This is a genomic window from Streptomyces sparsogenes subsp. cuspidosporus (assembly GCF_039532705.1).
GTDB classification, from domain to species: domain Bacteria; phylum Actinomycetota; class Actinomycetes; order Streptomycetales; family Streptomycetaceae; genus Streptomyces; species Streptomyces sparsogenes.
Window position 1 is genome coordinate 88,500 of sequence record NZ_BAAASD010000035.1, and the last position, 15,828, is coordinate 104,327.

A 15,828-nucleotide genomic window follows, 5' to 3' on the forward strand; every position below is an offset into this window, starting at 1 on the left:
GGTGATCGGGATCCCTCGGTGATCAGCCAGTGATCACTGCTCGCGGGAGCGGCGGATGGCCGCCTCGCGGGCGCGGACGTACCAGATGCCCAGCAGCCCGAGGCCGCCGCCGGCCAGGCAGGTCCACAGCCACCACAGATGGCCGTGGTCGTCGTACCAGCCGTAGAAGGGCAGCTGTACGAGGAAGAGGACGAACCACACGATCGTGCCGCCGGTGATCGTGGCCACGACGTTGCCCTCGAGGGGTGCCGGGGCCTCGTGCCTGGGGGTCCACTTCGTCATGTGCACAGCTTACGGCCCCGGGTGCCCGCCACCCGGGGCCGTTCGCCTGCCCGCCGGGCTGCGGTGGCTACGCTCGGGAACCGTCCGGCTACATTCGGGGATTGGCGTTTTATTCTTCATGTATTCATACTGAAACGGTCCGGGTCTGGCTGGATTGTCTCGTGTGATCATCCAAACGGCCCGTTGGTTGTCTTCACACCTCTGAGGTACTTCATGTCCCCCTCGGCCTCCGCGCCGGCCGACGCCCGGCAGCAGGCACCGGCACCCTCCAAGAACGGCCTGGACAGGTTCTTCCGGATCAGCGAGCGGGGGTCCTCCGTCTCCCGGGAGATCCGCGGCGGTCTGGCGACCTTCTTCGCGATGGCGTACATCATCGTGCTGAACCCGATCATCCTCGGGGCAGGCGAGGACAAGTACCACCATCACCTGGACAACGGCCAGCTCGTCACCGCCACCGCCCTGATGGCGGGCCTGACCACCGTGCTCATGGGGGTCATCGGCAACGTCCCGATCGCGCTCGCCGCCGGCCTCGGCATCAACGCCGTGGTCTCCCTGCAGCTCGCGCCCAACATGAGCTGGCCGGACGCCATGGGCATGGTGGTCCTCGCGGGCCTCGTGCTGATGATCCTGGTCGCCTCCGGGCTGCGGCAGCGGGTGATGGACGCGATCCCGGGCGGGCTGCGCCGCGCCATCGCGATCGGCATCGGGCTGTTCATCGCCCTGATCGGCCTGGTCGACTCGGGCTTCGTCACCCGCAACCCGGACAAGGCCGCGACCACCGTGCCGATGGGCCTGGGCATCGAGGGCAAGCTGCAGGGCTGGCCGGTGCTGATCTTCGTGGCCGGGCTCGCGCTCACCTTCGTCCTGGTCGTCCGCAAGACGCGCGGCGCGATCCTGCTCGGCATGGTGACCATGACGGTCGTCGCGGTGGTGATCAACGCGGTGGCCGACATCCCGGACGCGAACTGGGGGCTGACCGTCCCCAACCTTCCGGACAAGGTGGTCGACACCCCCGACTTCGGCCTGATCGGTCATGTCAGCCTCTTCGGCGGCTTCCATGAGGTCGGCATCCTCACCGGCTGTCTGTTCGTCTTCACCGTGCTGCTGTCCGGCTTCTTCGACGCCATGGGCACGATCATCGGCGTCGGCGAGGAGGCCGGGCTCACCGACGAGAAGGGCCAGCTCCCGGGCATGGGCCGGATCCTGATGGTGGACGGCGTCGCGGTCGCCGGCGGCGGCTTCGGCTCGGCCTCGGCCAACACCTGCTTCGTGGAGTCCACGGCGGGCGTCGGCGAGGGCGCCCGCACCGGCCTCGCCAACGTGGTGACCGGCGGGCTCTTCCTGCTCGCGCTGGTCTTCACCCCGCTGGCCAAGATCGTCCCGTCCCAGGCGGCGACCCCCGCGCTGGTCGTCGTGGGCTTCCTGATCATGGCGGCGAACGTCAAGGAGATCGACTGGAGCGACTTCACGATCGCGGTCCCGGCCTTCCTGGCCATGATCTCGATGCCGTTCACCTACAGCATCACCAACGGGATCGGCCTCGGCGTGCTGTCGTACCTGCTGCTGCGCATCGCGACCCGGCGGATGCGGGAGGTGCCCTGGCTGCTCAGCGCGGTCGGGCTGTGCTTCCTCGTCTACTTCCTGCTGCACCCGATCCAGCAGGCGCTCGGCTCCGGCTGAGCCTCCTCGAGACCCTCGCGCACGGGCGCCCGGGCCGTATGGTCCGGGCGCCCTTGTCGCTTGCCCTGCGTCACGCTCCGCAGCGGTTCCCCCTCATATGGGTGAAAATGAAATCGGGCCGTAACGCGGATCTTCATTAGACGAGGTAATGAGTTATGCTAAAGACCATGCCGGATCTGTCCCATGGCGGCGACGCGGACACCGCCGCTGTGAACGCGCTGAGGTCCGCCGTGATGCGTCTGTCACGACGGCTCAAGCACCAGCGTGTCGACGAGTCGCTCAGCCCCACCGAGATGTCCGTGCTGGGCACCCTGGCCCAGTGCGGCTCCGCCACCCCGGGCGAGCTGGCCCGCAAGGAGCACGTCCAGCCGCCCTCGATGACCCGCATCGTGGCGCTGCTGGAGGCCAAGGGACTGGTCAGGCTGGAGCCGCATCCGGAGGACAGGCGGCAGAAGGTCGTCTCGCAGACCGAGCGGGCAGAGGCCATGCTCGAGGAGAGCCGCCGCCGGCGGAACGCATGGCTGGCCGAGCTGGCCGGCGGACTGACCGAGGAGGAGTGGGCCGCGCTCCGCGCCGCCGCGCCCGTCCTGGAGAAGCTCGCGCACATGTGAGGAAACGAGCCGCCTAGGAGGCGAACGCACTTTGAGTACGGGACCCGGAACACATTCCGCACCCGCACCTGACGCCGACCCCGTGACCACCCCCGCTGGTGACGCCGCAGCCGGGCGCCCCAGGGGCGGGACCTTCAGCTCCCTGAGGGTCCGCAACTACCGGCTGTTCGCCACGGGTGCCGTGATATCGAACACCGGCACCTGGATGTCACGCATCGCCCAGGACTGGCTCGTCCTCAGCCTCACCGGCTCCTCCACCGCGGTCGGCATCACCACCGCGCTGCAGTTCCTCCCCATGCTGCTCTTCGGCCTGTACGGGGGCGTCATCGCCGACCGCTACCCCAAGCGCGGGCTGCTGATGCTCACCCAGGGCGCGCTCGGGCTGTGCGGGCTCGCGCTCGCCGCGCTCACCCTCAGCGGCCAGGTGCAGGTCTGGCACGTCTATGTGATCGCCTTCCTGCTCGGCATGGTCACCGTCGTCGACAACCCCACGCGGCAGGCGTTCGTCGTCGAGATGGTCGGCCCCCGGGACCTGCGCAACGCGGTCAGCCTGAACTCCGCGAACTTCCAGTCCGCCCGCCTCGTCGGCCCCGCCGTCGCCGGTGTGCTGATCACGGCCGTCGGCAGCGGCTGGGCGTTCCTGCTCAACGGGCTCTCCTTCGGCGCCCCGCTCATCGGCCTGCTCATGATGCGCCCCGGCGAGCTGCACAAGGTCGAGCGCGCGCCGCGCGGCAAGGGACAGCTCCGCGAAGGGCTGCGCTATGTCGCCGGGCGCCCCGACCTCATCTGGCCCATCGTGCTCGTCGGCTTCATCGGCACCTTCGGCTTCAACTTCCCCATCTGGCTCAGCGCCTTCGCCGACGGCGTCTTCCACGCCGGTCCGGGCACCTACGGCCTGCTCAACACGCTGATCGCGGTCGGCTCGGTGACCGGCGCGCTGCTCGCCGCCCGGCGGACCGCGACGCGGCAGCGGCTGCTGATCGGCGCGGCGCTGATGTTCGGCCTGCTGGAGATCGCGGCGGCGCTGGCCCCGGAGTTCTGGCTCTTCGCCGCCCTCATGGTGCCGATCGGGATCTTCTCCCTGACCTTCAACGTGACGGCGAACTCCAATGTGCAGCTGGCGACCGACCCCGCGATGCGCGGGCGCGTGATGAGCCTGTTCATGATGGTCTTCGTCGGCGGCACCCCGCTCGGCGGCCCGCTGGTGGGCTGGCTGACCGACACCTACGGCGCCCGCGTCGGCTTCGCGGCCGGCGGACTGGTCTCCGCGGCCGCCGCGGTGGCGGTCGGCCTGATCCTCGTACGGGCCGGGGGCCTGCGGGTGAAGGTGGATCTGCGGCCGGGGCGCCGGCACCTCGCCTTCGTCCCGCGCGCCCCGGAGGACGCGCAGGACAAGCCGCTGCCCGCGGCGGTCTGAGCAGCCCGCCCGGCCCTGAAGCCCCCCGGCTCTGGGCAGCCCCCGGCCCTGGGCAGCCCCCCCCGGCCCTGAGCGGCCCCACCGGCGGGGCGGGCGGCCGCGCGGGACCGGGTGGCCGCGCGGGGCCGGGTGGCCGGTCGCGCGGGACCGGGCGGCGCTGGGCCAGACTGGGCGGGTGAGACTCTTCGCCGCCGTACTGCCGCCCGACCCGGCCGTCGCCGAGCTGGCCGCCCGTGTGGGGGCGCTGCGCAGGCTCCCGGGCGCGGACGGGCTGCGCTGGACCGAGCGCGCGGGCTGGCACTTCACCCTCGCCTTCTTCGGCCAGGTCGACGAGAGCCTGCTGCCCGCGCTGCACGAGCGGCTGGCCCGGGCAGCCCACCGCCACCCGCCCCACGAGGTCCGGCTCGCGGGCGGCGGCCGCTTCGCCGACAAGGTGGTGTGGGCCGGCGTCGAGGGCGACCGGGCCACCCTGGGCCACCTGGCCGACTCCGCCGAGGCCGGGGCCCGGCGGGCCGGGGTGGCCATGGAGCGGCACCGCCGTCCCTACCACCCGCATCTCACCCTCGCGCGCTGCCGCGGCGGCGCGGACCTGAGGCCGTATGTGGACGGGCTCGCGGACTTCGAGGGCAGCGCGTGGACGGTGGCCGAGCTGAGCCTGGTGCGCAGCCACCCGCCGGCCCCGGGGGTCCCGGGCGCGCAGCCGCGCTACGAGGTGGTGGCCGCCTGGCCGCTGGGACACTGAGCGACCCCGTTACGCTCAAGGCGTGGATCCCAAGACCAGGAATCTGATCATGAGCGGTGCGCTCGTGCTGGTGCTCGTCGTCGTCGCCCTGGCGGCCGCGTTCGGCTGAGGCCGAGGCCCCGGGCCGGACCGCCGCCGCCAGGGCCGGTGAGCCGTACGGCTCACCGGCTGACTGCCCCATCGGCTCATCGGCTCACCGGCTGACTGCCCCATCGGCTCATCGGCTCGGCTCACCGGCTGCCGCTACCGGCTCACCGGCTCACTGGTTCACCAGGCGAACGCCTCGGGCGACGGACCCGTGCCCGGGAAGATCTCCTCCAGTGCGGTCAGCAGCTCCTCGCCCAAGGTCAGCTCGGCGGCGCGGAGCGCGGAGGAAAGCTGCTCGGCGGTGCGCGGGCCGACGATCGGGCCGGTCACCCCCGGGCGGGTGAGCAGCCAGGCCAGGGCCACCTCGCCGGGCTCGAGGCCGTGCTGGTCGAGCAGGTCCTCGTACCGCTGGACCTGGGCCCGCACCGCGCTGTCCTTCAGCGCGTCGGCGGTGCGCCCGGACGTGCTGCGCGCCCCGCCGCCCTCGCGCTCCTTGCGCAGCGCCCCGCCCAGCAGCCCGCCGTGCAACGGCGACCAGGGGATCACGCCGAGGCCGTACTCCTGCGCGGCCGGGATCACCTCCATCTCGGCGCGCCGCTCGAACAGGTTGTACAGGCACTGCTCGCTGACCAGCCCCAGCGAGCCACGGCGGCGCGCGGCCTCGTTGGCCTGGGCGATGTGCCAGCCGGCGTGGTTGGAGGAGCCCACATAGAGGATCTTGCCCTGCTGCACCAGGACGTCGATGGCCTGCCAGATCTCGTCCCACGGCGTCGAGCGGTCGATGTGGTGGAACTGGTACAGGTCGATGTGGTCGGTGCGGAGCCGCTTGAGGCTGGCGTCGACCGCGCGGCGGATGTTGAGCGCGGACAGCTTGTCCTCATTGGGCCAGGGCTGCCCCTCGGCGCCCATGTTGCCGTAGACCTTGGTCGCCAGGACCGTCTTCTCGCGCCGACCGCCGCCCTGCGCGAACCAGCTCCCGATGATCTCCTCGGTGCGGCCCTTGTTCTCGCCCCAGCCGTAGACATTGGCGGTGTCGAAGAAGTTGACGCCCGCGTCGAGCGCGGCGTCCATGATCGCGTGGCTGTCGGCCTCGTCGGTCTGGGGGCCGAAGTTCATGGTGCCGAGGACCACCCGGCTGACCTTGAGTCCCGTACGTCCGAGCTGCGTGTACTCCATGAAGGTCTAGCCAAGCCCTTGGAGTGCGCTCGAATCAAGGGCTGGCTAGGGGCGACTACTGCTGGCGGGGGTTGATCGCGGTCAGGTCGATGTCGATGGTGAAGGGAACACCCACCTTCAGCTGGTCACGATAGATGCCGGTCGGGACGTATGCCTTGGTAGCGGGCTCCAACTCGAAGACATAGACCACCGATAGGCCCCCGTCCGACTCCACCCGCCAGAAGTGCGGGATCCCCGCCGCAGCGTACTTGCGAGGCTTGGTGTCCCGGTCGCGGGCCTCGGAGTCGGCCGACACGACCTCGATCGCGAGGACGACGTCCTTGGGCTGGAAGGCGGTCTGCTCGGGTCCCATGAGCCCCTCGCTCTTCACGACCAGAACGTCTGGCTCCGGCCGGTCGCGCGGCCCGAGGGTGATGGTCATCTGCCGGGCGACTTCCCACTCGGGCGGCGCGGCTTGGAGGAGGTGGTTCTCCAACAGGCGCATGGCACGAGCATGGAAAGCGGTCTGCGGGTGTACGAAGACGAGGCTCCCGTCGATCAGCTCCGTGTGCGGAGGCAGGTTCGGGAGCCGGTCCAGGTGATCCGCGGTGTAGCCACCCGCAGGCGGACACGGCCACTGCTGCGCGGGCTCATCTGGGACGTCGGACTCGGGCGCGACGCTCGTCACCAGTGGTTCCATGGGGCAGATTCTGGCCGACCTCATCAGCGTACTCAGTCGGTTCGCCGTGCATGCCCACCTTCCGGGGGAAGCGAGCGGAAGTGTTGACGAGGGGCGTTGAACTCCCAGGTCAGGGCCAGGTAACTTCCCCGTCCGCGACCGACACCGGCGCGAAAGTGTGCTCCTCGTAGAAGCGCACATGGCACTGGAAGGCGAGCGGGTCCACCGCCCGCTCGTGGAGCCACACCAGCAGCTCGCCCAGCCGGTCGCACTCGTCGGGGTGGAACTCCTGGCGGGAGGTGAGGGCCCAGCCGCCGCGCCGGCCCGGCTCGAGGGCCGACAGGAGCACGCCGCCGGCGCGGGCGGCGGGGCCCTTGGCGGCGAGGACGGGGTACGGCTCGTACGCCGTCAGCCAGTTGCCCCGCTCGTCCTGCTCGGGCTCGCCGTCGTCGCCGATCAGCGGCTCGGCGTAGTCGGTGACGAGGGACAGGGCGGCGGGCCGGGGAGCGAGCCCCAGGTGCCAGCGGAGTTCGGATATCTCGGCGTCCGAGAGGGTGTCGGGGAGATTCACCGAGAGGATCAGGTCATAGACGTCGGCCACGCTGGGATCATAGTACCCGGGTGCTTCTTGGAATTACCCGGCAAGGCGGCCCGGGAAATCCGAATGCCCGCATTTCCGGCCGGGGTGCGGCCGAAAAGCGGGCTCTCGGATGCGTTCGCTGAATTGTTGCCGGTCGTAATTCTTATCGGCTGTTGCGGGACTTCATGAAGCCGAGGACTCCGAAGATCTTCGCGATCGTCGGGGCGGTCATCGCCCTCGTCGGCTCCCTGGTGAACTGGGTGGTCTCCGGCTCCGACGGCACGGACGGCGGCATCAAGGGCATGGACGGCGACGGCGTGATCACGCTGATCGTCTCCATCGTCGCCGCGCTGGCCGTGGTGGGCGCCATGGTCGCCAAGAAGGCCCCGCTCTACCTGGGCGGCGCGGTCCTGTCGCTGGTCAGCGTGGTCTTCGCCGTGATCAACATGGCCGACCCGGCGCGCCTGGTCGCCCAGAAGCTGGAGAGCGACGAAGGGGCGTCCGCGGCCGAGGCCGAGAAGGCCGCCGAGGCGGTCGTGAAGATGGCCGACGTCTCCGCGGGCCCCGGCCTCTACATGGTCCTGATCGGCGCCGCGCTGACCGTCATGCGAACTTCTTGGACTGTCCGGAGTCCGCCGGGGCGCCCCCGGGGTGCACGGGCGGCGCGGTTTGTGCGTAAGAAGAACCACCGTATTCGCTCATGGGGCAAGACCGTAGGCGGGTCGTATTCTTCGATGCAACGCCACGATCCGCTTTGCCGTCAATGACCGATAAATTTCGGGAAATTAATCTCCGGATCAGTTGAAATAATCGAGAGATTGTGAATTCATGTGCAGGGCTGGTGCAGGCCGTCCGCCCATTCGTTATCTGCCCGTTCTCGACGAAGTCAATCAGACGGGTGTAGCCGCCCCGGGCCCGCCCCTGGCCGGCCGCCGACCCCCGCGGGCCGCGCCCGGACGGCGGCCCGGATGGCAGTCTTGGCCCCATGCGTTCGCTTCCGTCCGTCCTCGGCGCCGCCGCGCTGGTGGCTCTGCCCGCCGCCGCCCCGGCCGCCGCCGACGACCACACGTCGCCGTCCTCGTTCACGATCGAGGACTCCCGGATCACCGAGTCCAGCGGTCTGGCGGCCAGCCGTGCCCACCCGGGCGTCTACTGGACGCACAACGACAGCGACGACGGCCCGTACGTCTACGCCGTCGACAGCAAGACCGGGCGGACGGTCGCGACCGTCACGATGCGCGGCGTCGGCAGCCCGCGCGATGTGGAGGCCATCTCGGTCGGGCCGGACGGCCATGTCTACGTCGGCGACATCGGCGACAACCTCGGCGGGACCTGGTCGCATGTATGGATCTACCGCTTCCCCGAGCCGAAGAAGCTGCGGAACACCACGGTCACCGCGACGCAGTTCACCGTGAAATACGAGGACGGCCCGCGCAACGCCGAGGCGATGATGATCGAGCCGAAGACCGGCCGGGCCTATATCGCGAGCAAGAGCCAGGAAGACGGCGGGCTCTACGTCGGGCCGAAGGCGCTGTCCGCCTCCGGGGCCAACATTTTCCGGCGGGTCGCCGACATCGACATGGAGGTGACGGACGGGGCCTTCGCCCCGGACGCCAGCAGACTCGTGCTCCGCGGCTACTTCAACGTCGCGGAGTACCGCTGGCGCGGGGGCAAGCCGGAGCGGCTCAAGGAGGAGCCGGATCTGCCGCTGCAGCGGCAGGGTGAGTCGGTCACCTTCACCACTGACGGCGGCACGCTGATGTACGGCACGGAGGGCCCCGGCAGCAAGGTGACCGCGGTGAAGCTGGGCGGGGAACTGCTGCCGGACGCGACGGCGAAGGAGCAGGAGAAGAATGGCGGCGGGGACCCGTCGGGCCGGGACGGGGCGTCCAAGGAGGAGAAGGACCGCAATCTCTTCAAGGGCGCGCTGACCTTCGCCGTCGCGGCGGCCCTGTTCTTCGGTCTGCGCTCGGTCCTGCGCCGCCGCCGCTGAGGTCGCTCGCTGAGAGAGGTCGCTCGCTGAATGAGGTTCCTCGCCGGCCTTCGTGCCACGGCCTGAGGTTCACCGCTCGGCGGCGGTCTCGCGGGCGCGGTTCGCGATGAACGCCCCGATGCCGTCCAGCAGGTTCTTCAGGCCGAACTCGAAGGCATCCTCGCCCCGCCCGGAGAAGGCGTCCTCGCCGAGCGCCGCCTGCATCGGGAATCTGCCGCTGGCGAGCGCCTTCTCCAGCGCGGGCGTGTGCGCCTTCCAGAACTCCTCGTCGCTCACGCCCGTGCGCTTCTCGGCCATCGTCGAGTTCACATGGGTGCGGGCGATGCCGGTGGCGAACCCCTCGACGGTCACGATGACATGGATCCGCTCGCGGTCGGTGAGGCCGAGGCCGTCCAGGCCGCGCAGCGCGAACTCCAGCCCCGCCATGGCGTTCGGCCCGAGGATGGGGCGCGCCTGGTCGACCTGGAGCAGCCAGGGGTGCCGCTCGTACAGCTGCCAGGAGCCGCGGGCCACCATCTCCAGCGTCTCGCGCCAGCCCAGGTCCGGGGCATGGGCGTCCGGGTCGAACGCCTGCACCTGATCGAGCATCAGGTCCAGCAGCTCGGCCTTGCCGGGGACGTAGCGGTACAGCGACATGGTGCCGGCGCCCAGCTCGGCCGACAGCCGCCGCATGGAGACCGCGGCGAGCCCCTCCGCGTCGGCGACGGCGATGGCGGCCGTCACGATCCGCTCCAGGGTCAGCCCGGGTTTCGGCCCGCGGCTGGGTCGCTCGCCGGTGCCCCACAGGAGTTCGAGGCTGCGGGAGATGTCTCCGCCGCCGCTGTGTTCGGTCGTGGTCATCGCGCCGCTCATCCTACGCCGCCGCCGGAAAACCGAGTACAGCGTACGCACGAATTGAGTACGCTGTACTCGAATATGGGTACGGTGTACTCGGATGGGGTCTACTCAGTGGCCGTCGCGGCCACCGACCGACATGGGGGTTTCACGTGGATACGGCACACGCGGCGCGATGGGCGGTCCGCACCGAGGGGCTGCGGAAGCGATACGGACGAAAACCCGCGCTCGACGGCTTCGACCTGGCCGTCGGGCACGGCACCGTTCAAGGGCTGCTCGGCCCCAACGGCGCGGGCAAGACGACGGCCGTACGGATCCTGGCCACGCTGGCCCGGCCGAGCGGCGGCCGGGCGACCGTCGCCGGGTTCGACGTGACCCGGCAGCCCCGCGAGGTGCGCCGCCGGATCGGGCTGGCCGGCCAGTACGCGGCGGTGGCCGAGATGCTGACCGGGCGGCAGAACCTGGTGATGTTCGGCCGCCTCTTCCACCTGGACAAGGCGCGGGCCGCGCGGCGGGCCGACGAGCTGCTGAGCGCGTTCGGGTTGAGCGAGGCCGCCGGCACGGTGGCCAAGGAGTACAGCGGCGGGATGCGGCGCCGGCTCGACCTGGCCGCGAGCATGATCCTCGCCCCGACGGTGCTGTTCCTCGACGAGCCGACGACCGGGCTCGACCCCCGCGCCCGCAACGAGGTGTGGGAGGCGGTCCGCTCGCTGGTCGCGGGCGGTACGACCGTGCTGCTGACCACCCAGTACCTCGACGAGGCCGACCAGCTCGCGGACCGCGTCGCCGTGATCGACCGGGGGCGGAAGATCGCCGACGACGCGCCGGCCGAACTCAAGCGGGCGATCGGCGGGGACCGGATCGAGGTGGTGGTACGGGAGACCGCCGATCTGCCGGCCGCGGTCGAGGCCGTGGCGCGCGTGATGGACGAAGGCGCGGGGCAGGGCGCGGCGCGGGGCGGCGGCCAGGGCGCGGAGCCCGCCGGGCCGGAGGTCGACCGGGAGGACCGGCGGGTGACGGCCCCGGTGCGCGACCGGGTCGCGGCGCTGACCGAGGTCGCGCGGACCCTCCAGGAACGGGGCGTGGCCGTCGAGGACATCGGGCTGCGCCGCCCGACCCTGGACGAGGTGTTCCTGCGGCTGACCGGACACCGTACGGACGAGCCGGGCGGGCAGGACGATCCGGGCGGGCCGGGCGGCGGGCCGGGGGAGCCGGGCGGGCGGAGTGGGCCGAGTGGGTCGGGCGGGTCGGGCGGGCAGGACGATCCGGGCGGGCCGGGCGGCGGGCCGGGGGAACCAAATGCGGAGGAGCAGTCCGGTGCGGCCGGGCGGACGGAGGCGGCGGCGTGAGCATGATGAGCCCCTCGGCGGCGGGACGGGCCGTCGCCGACGAGCCGGAGCGGCGGGCGTACTGGGCGGTCGTGGACTGCCTGACGATCGTGCGCACCGAGCTGACCGTCCTCCTCCGCTACCCCGCCGCCATCGCCTGGCAGCTCGGCACCCCGGTGATGTTCGTGCTGCTGTTCGTCTACGTCTTCGGCAGCGCCATGGAGGTGGGCGGCGGTGCCGACTACCAGGACTACGCGCTGCCCGGCATGTTCGCGATGACCATGGCCAACGGGTTCATGAACACCGCCGTCGCGGTCGCCGCCGCCAAGGAGCGGGGCGTGATGGACCGCTACCGCTCCATGCCCATGGCGCCCTCCGCGGTGGTCAGCGGGCGCGGCGTCGCCGATGTCATCGGCGCCTCCGTGGACCTCGCGGTGCTCGCGGCGATCGCCCTCGCCGTCGGCTGGCGGCCGGACGGCGGCCCGCTCGCGACCCTCGGCGCCTTCGCGCTGCTGATCTGGCTGCGGTCCGCGCTGATCTGGGTCGGGGTGTATCTGGGCCTGCTGGTGCCCACGCAGGAGGCGGCGGGCAGCCTGTTCGCGGTCGCCTTCCCGCTCGGGATGATCTCCAGCGTCTTCACCCCGCCGGCGATGATGCCGGACTGGCTGGGCGCCATCGCGCTGTGGAACCCCGTCTCCTCCACCGCGAACGCGATCCGCGACCTGTTCGGCAATCCGGTCCCGGGTGGGGGCGGCTGGGTGGAGCGGCACGCCACGCTGATGGCGGTGGCGTGGCCGCTGGCCCTCACGGCGGTGTTCCTCCCCCTGGCCGTACGGCGCTTCCAGCGGCTGAGCCGCTGAGGCGCCGCCCGCCACCCCACGCCAAGGGGCGCGTCACCGCACGCGAAAGGGGCCCGCGGCCGCCGAAACCGGCCGCGGGCCCCTTCCGGGCGTCTGGGAGTCCTGAGGTCAGAGCTGCTCGATGACGTAGTCCACGCAGGCGGTCAGCGCCTCCACGTCGGACGGCTCGACGGCCGGGAACATGGCGATCCGCAGCTGGTTGCGGCCCAGCTTGCGGTACGGCTCGGTGTCCACGATGCCGTTGGCCCGCAGCGCCTTGGCGACGGCCGCGGCGTCGATGTCCTCGTTGAAGTCGATCGTCCCGACGACCTGCGACCGCTTGGCCGGGTCGGTGACGAACGGCGTGGCGAACTTGGACTCCTCCGCCCAGCCGTACAGCGCGCCCGAGGAGGCCGCGGTGCGCCGCACGGCCCAGTCCAGGCCGCCCTGCCCGTTGATCCACTCCAGCTGGTCGTTCAGCAGGAACAGCGTGGCGAGTGCCGGCGTGTTGTACGTCTGGTTCTTCAGGGAGTTGTCGATCGCGGTCGGCAGCGAGAAGAACTCCGGCACGTGGCGGCCCGAGGCGTGCACGCGGGCGGCGCGCTCCAGCGCGGCGGGCGAGAAGACCGCGATCCACAGTCCGCCGTCGGCGGCGAAGGACTTCTGCGGGGCGAAGTAGTAGACGTCCGACTGGGCGATGTCCACCGGCAGGCCCCCGGCGCCCGACGTGGCGTCCACCAGCACCAGCGCGCCCTCGTCGGCGCCCGCCACGCGCTCGATCGGCATGGCGACACCGGTGGAGGTCTCGTTGTGGGTGAGCGCGTAGACGTCCACGCCCGCCTCCGCCCGCGGCAGCGGGTGGGTGCCCGGGTCGGCGGAGATCACGGTCGGCTCGTCCAGCCACGGCGCGAGCTTGGCGGCCTTGGCGAACTTCGAGGAGAACTCGCCGAAGGACAGGTGCTGGGACTTGTTCTCGATCAGGCCGTGGGTCGCGATGTCCCAGAAGGCGGTCGAGCCGCCGTTGCCCAGGATCACCTCGTAGCCCTCGGGGAGCTGGAACAGCTCGCGCACGCCCTCGCGCACCTTGCCGACCAGGTTCTTGACCGGGGCCTGGCGGTGGGAGGTGCCCAGCAGTGAGGTCCCGGTGGCGGCCAGCGCACTGAGCGCCTCGGTGCGCACCTTGGAGGGGCCCGAGCCGAAGCGACCGTCGGCGGGCTTGATGTCAGCGGGAATCCGGATCTCAGCCACGGACGAAAGCCTAATCCGTCGGTATGCCCAGCCTGCCCCGGTGTCCACCGGATGAGACACCGTGTCTCTTCTCCGGCACGGCCTCGTCGTTACTTGTCCGGTACGGCCCAGCACTTGTCCGGTTCGGCCCACCGTTACGTGTCCGGTACGGCCCACCGTTGAAACGGAGCTTGTCATTCTCATCCGGGCCCCCGCCATGGACCATGGGGGACATGGTTGATCACGAGGCAGACGAACTGGAGCGGGCACTGCGCCGCGCCGTCCGCGGCGAGGTCTCCTTCGACACGACGAGCCGGGCCCTGATGACGATGGACGCGTCGAACTACCGGCGGGTGCCCACCGGGGTCGTCGCGCCGTACGACGCCGACGACGTCGCCGCCGCGCTGGCCGTCTGCCGCGAGAGAGCGGTGTCCGTGGTGGCGCGCGGGGCCGGCACCTCGATCGCCGGGCAGGCCACCGGGCTCGGCGTCGTCCTCGACTTCACCCGCCACATGCGGTCCATCGTCTCCCTCGACCCGGACGCGCGCACCGCCGTCGTCCAGCCCGGCGTCATCCTCGACGAACTGCGCACGGCGGCCGGCGCCCACGGGCTGACCTTCGGCCCCGACCCGTCCACCCACAGCCGCTGCACCCTCGGCGGCATGATCGGCAACAACTCCTGCGGCTCCCACTCCGTCGCCTGGGGCACCACCGCCGACAACGTACGGGAGCTGGACGTGGTGACGTACGGCGGCGAACGGCTGCGCGCCGGGCGCGGCCTGGACGGGCTCCCCCCGCGGCTGCGCGACGGACTGCGCGCCCTGGTCGACGGCGACCTCGCCCTGCTGCGCACCGGCTTCCCCGAACTGCCCCGCCGCATCTCCGGCTACGCGCTGGACGCGCTGCTGCCCGAGAAGGGCGCCGACGTGGCCCGCGCGCTCACCGGCAGCGAGGGCACGCTCGGCGTGCTGACCGAGGCGACCGTACGCCTCGTGGAGGCGCCCGCCGCCCGCGCCCTCGCGGTCCTCGGCTACCCGGACGAGAGCGCCGCCGCCGAGGCCGCCCACACCCTGCTGCCCCACGGCCCGCTCACCGTCGAGGGCATGGCCGCCGACCTGGTCACCGGGGCGGAGGGCCTGCCGAAGGGTGGCGCCTGGCTGTTCGTCGAGGTCGGCGGCGCGACCCGGGAGGAGGCCCTGGCCCGCGCCCGGACCCTGGCCCGCGCGGCCGCCGACGCCACCACCGACCACACCGTCGTCGCCGACCCGGCCGGGCAGCGCGCCCTGTGGCGGATCCGCGAGGACGCCTCCGGCACCGCCACCCGGCTGCGTCTTCCGGGGAGGGCGGACGGCAGCGAGGCCTGGCCCGGCTGGGAGGACTGCGCGGTGCCGCCCGCCCGCCTCGGCGCGTATCTGCGCGACTTCCGCGCGCTGATGGCCCAGCACGGGCTGCGCGGCACGCCGTACGGGCACTTCGGCGACGGCTGCATCCACGTACGGATCGACTTCGACCTGCTGAGCGAGGCCGGGGTACGCGTCTTCCGTGACTTCTCCACCGACCTCGCCGACCTCGTCGTCGCCCACGGCGGCTCGCTGTCGGGCGAACACGGTGACGGCCTGGCGCGGGCGGAGCTGCTGCCCCGGATGTACGGCGACGAGATGGTCCGGCTCTTCTCCCGCTTCAAGGACCTGTGGGACCCGGCCGGCGGCCTCAACCCCGGCGCCCTCGTCCGCCCCCAGCGGATGGAGGAAAACCTGCGCTTCGCACCGCTGCCCCGGCGCCCGGTGGACGTGGAGTTCGGCTACCCGCACGACAACGGCGACTTCTCGGCCGCCGTGCGCAGGTGTGTGGGCGTCGCCAAGTGCCGTAACGAGTCCGTCTCCGGCGCGGCCGTGATGTGCCCCTCCTACCGCGCGACCGGCGACGAACAGCACTCCACGCGCGGCCGCGCCCGCCTGCTGCACGAGATGCTCGCGGGCGAGGTGGTCCGCGACGGCTGGCGCTCGGAGGAGGTGCGCGGGGCGCTCGACCTGTGCCTGTCGTGCAAGGGGTGCCGCAGCGACTGCCCGGTCGGGGTGGACATGGCCACGTACAAGGCGGAGTTCCTGCACCACCACTACGAGGGCCGGGTGCGGCCCGCCGCGCACTACTCAATGGGCCGGCTGCCGGTGTGGCTGCGGGCCGCCGCCGCGCTCCGGGCGGCGCCGGTGGCCAACGCGGCGGCGGGCGTGGCACCGCTGGCCGCCCTCGCGAAGCGGGTGGGCGGCATCGCGCCCGAGCGCGACATCCCCGAACTGGCCCGGGAGCCCTTCACCCGCTGGTGGCGCGATCGGGCGCGCGGCGCGGCGAGGGCCGCCGCGTGGGGCGGCGCCCC

General features: G+C 71.8%; 15 protein-coding genes. 9 read left to right on the forward strand and 6 right to left on the reverse strand.

Features of this window, described 5'->3' with window-relative positions; all coding sequences use genetic code 11:
• Nucleotides 1–33: 33 nt before the first annotated feature.
• A complete protein-coding gene (locus ABFY07_RS31380; protein ID WP_346177726.1) occupies nt 34–282 on the reverse strand; it encodes a DUF2530 domain-containing protein in 249 nt (82 codons plus the stop codon).
• Between the two features lie 213 nt (nt 283–495).
• Here ABFY07_RS31380 and ABFY07_RS31385 point away from each other — a divergent pair, with 213 nt between their 5' ends.
• The 4 genes from ABFY07_RS31385 to thpR all read left to right on the forward strand — a co-directional run bounded on the left by ABFY07_RS31385 (nt 496) and on the right by thpR (nt 4,732).
• Nucleotides 496–1,962 carry an NCS2 family permease gene (locus tag ABFY07_RS31385; RefSeq protein ID WP_346177727.1) on the forward strand — a complete coding sequence of 489 codons (1,467 nt, stop codon included), beginning with the start codon at nt 496–498 and terminating at the stop codon, nt 1,960–1,962.
• A 167-nt stretch (nt 1,963–2,129) separates the two neighbouring features.
• Complete coding sequence (locus ABFY07_RS31390) at nt 2,130–2,573, forward strand: MarR family winged helix-turn-helix transcriptional regulator (protein ID WP_346177728.1); 444 nt, start codon at nt 2,130–2,132, stop codon at nt 2,571–2,573.
• Nucleotides 2,574–2,604: 31 nt separating this feature from the next.
• Nucleotides 2,605–3,990: an MFS transporter gene (locus tag ABFY07_RS31395; protein ID WP_428837042.1), complete on the forward strand. Its 1,386-nt coding sequence runs from the start codon at nt 2,605–2,607 to the stop codon at nt 3,988–3,990.
• 175 nt (nt 3,991–4,165) lie between these two features.
• Nucleotides 4,166–4,732, forward strand: a complete 567-nt coding sequence (gene thpR / locus ABFY07_RS31400) for an RNA 2',3'-cyclic phosphodiesterase (protein WP_346177730.1) — start codon at nt 4,166–4,168, stop codon at nt 4,730–4,732.
• 267 nt (nt 4,733–4,999) lie between these two features.
• Here thpR and ABFY07_RS31405 read toward each other — a convergent pair whose 3' ends face one another.
• The 3 genes from ABFY07_RS31405 to ABFY07_RS31415 form a co-directional block, all read right to left on the reverse strand.
• Nucleotides 5,000–5,995 (reverse strand): aldo/keto reductase, encoded by a 996-nt coding sequence (locus ABFY07_RS31405; protein ID WP_065960952.1) that lies wholly within the window; start codon nt 5,993–5,995, stop codon nt 5,000–5,002.
• Between the two features lie 55 nt (nt 5,996–6,050).
• Nucleotides 6,051–6,674, reverse strand: a complete 624-nt coding sequence (locus tag ABFY07_RS31410) for a Uma2 family endonuclease (protein ID WP_346177731.1) — start codon at nt 6,672–6,674, stop codon at nt 6,051–6,053.
• Nucleotides 6,675–6,783: 109 nt separating this feature from the next.
• A complete protein-coding gene (locus ABFY07_RS31415) occupies nt 6,784–7,254 on the reverse strand; it encodes a hypothetical protein (protein WP_346177732.1) in 471 nt (156 codons plus the stop codon).
• Between the two features lie 152 nt (nt 7,255–7,406).
• On the opposite strand from ABFY07_RS31415, the gene ABFY07_RS31420 reads away from it, so the two are divergent.
• On the forward strand, nt 7,407–8,000 hold the full coding sequence (locus ABFY07_RS31420) for a hypothetical protein (RefSeq protein ID WP_346177733.1): 594 nt from the start codon (nt 7,407–7,409) through the stop codon (nt 7,998–8,000).
• A gap of 218 nt (nt 8,001–8,218) precedes the next feature.
• Nucleotides 8,219–9,226, forward strand: coding sequence for an SdiA-regulated/phytase-like domain-containing protein (locus ABFY07_RS31425; RefSeq protein WP_346177734.1), 1,008 nt, complete (start codon nt 8,219–8,221; stop codon nt 9,224–9,226).
• A 69-nt stretch (nt 9,227–9,295) separates the two neighbouring features.
• On the opposite strand, the gene ABFY07_RS31430 is transcribed toward ABFY07_RS31425, so the two are convergent.
• Complete coding sequence (locus tag ABFY07_RS31430; protein WP_346177735.1) at nt 9,296–10,066, reverse strand: TetR/AcrR family transcriptional regulator; 771 nt, start codon at nt 10,064–10,066, stop codon at nt 9,296–9,298.
• A gap of 146 nt (nt 10,067–10,212) precedes the next feature.
• Here ABFY07_RS31430 and ABFY07_RS31435 point away from each other — a divergent pair, with 146 nt between their 5' ends.
• Both ABFY07_RS31435 and ABFY07_RS31440 read left to right on the forward strand, forming a co-directional pair.
• Nucleotides 10,213–11,409, forward strand: coding sequence for an ATP-binding cassette domain-containing protein (locus tag ABFY07_RS31435; RefSeq protein WP_346177736.1), 1,197 nt, complete (start codon nt 10,213–10,215; stop codon nt 11,407–11,409).
• Between the two features lie 2 nt (nt 11,410–11,411).
• Complete coding sequence (locus ABFY07_RS31440) at nt 11,412–12,248, forward strand: ABC transporter permease (protein ID WP_346177747.1); 837 nt, start codon at nt 11,412–11,414, stop codon at nt 12,246–12,248.
• Nucleotides 12,249–12,356: 108 nt separating this feature from the next.
• Here the strand turns inward: ABFY07_RS31440 and serC are convergent, their stop codons facing one another.
• The gene (gene serC, locus ABFY07_RS31445) at nt 12,357–13,475 is read right to left on the reverse strand and encodes a phosphoserine transaminase (RefSeq protein WP_065960902.1); all 1,119 of its coding nucleotides are present in this window, start codon (nt 13,473–13,475) and stop codon (nt 12,357–12,359) included.
• A 212-nt stretch (nt 13,476–13,687) separates the two neighbouring features.
• Here serC and ABFY07_RS31450 point away from each other — a divergent pair.
• The coding region (locus ABFY07_RS31450) for an FAD-binding and (Fe-S)-binding domain-containing protein (RefSeq protein WP_346177737.1) at nt 13,688–15,828 on the forward strand (2,141 nt) is incomplete at its 3' end.

Bases quoted from the DNA above. Each gene is read 5' to 3' on its own strand.
- ABFY07_RS31380 (WP_346177726.1), bottom strand. From the start codon at position 282: ATGACGAAGTGGACCCCCAGGCACGAGGCCCCGGCACCCCTCGAGGGC.
- ABFY07_RS31385 (WP_346177727.1), top strand. From the start codon at position 496: ATGTCCCCCTCGGCCTCCGCGCCGGCCGACGCCCGGCAGCAGGCACCG.
- ABFY07_RS31390 (WP_346177728.1), top strand. From the start codon at position 2,130: ATGCCGGATCTGTCCCATGGCGGCGACGCGGACACCGCCGCTGTGAAC.
- ABFY07_RS31405 (WP_065960952.1), bottom strand. From the start codon at position 5,995: ATGGAGTACACGCAGCTCGGACGTACGGGACTCAAGGTCAGCCGGGTG.
- ABFY07_RS31410 (WP_346177731.1), bottom strand. From the start codon at position 6,674: ATGGAACCACTGGTGACGAGCGTCGCGCCCGAGTCCGACGTCCCAGAT.
- ABFY07_RS31425 (WP_346177734.1), top strand. From the start codon at position 8,219: ATGCGTTCGCTTCCGTCCGTCCTCGGCGCCGCCGCGCTGGTGGCTCTG.
- ABFY07_RS31430 (WP_346177735.1), bottom strand. From the start codon at position 10,066: ATGACCACGACCGAACACAGCGGCGGCGGAGACATCTCCCGCAGCCTC.
- ABFY07_RS31440 (WP_346177747.1), top strand. From the start codon at position 11,412: ATGATGAGCCCCTCGGCGGCGGGACGGGCCGTCGCCGACGAGCCGGAG.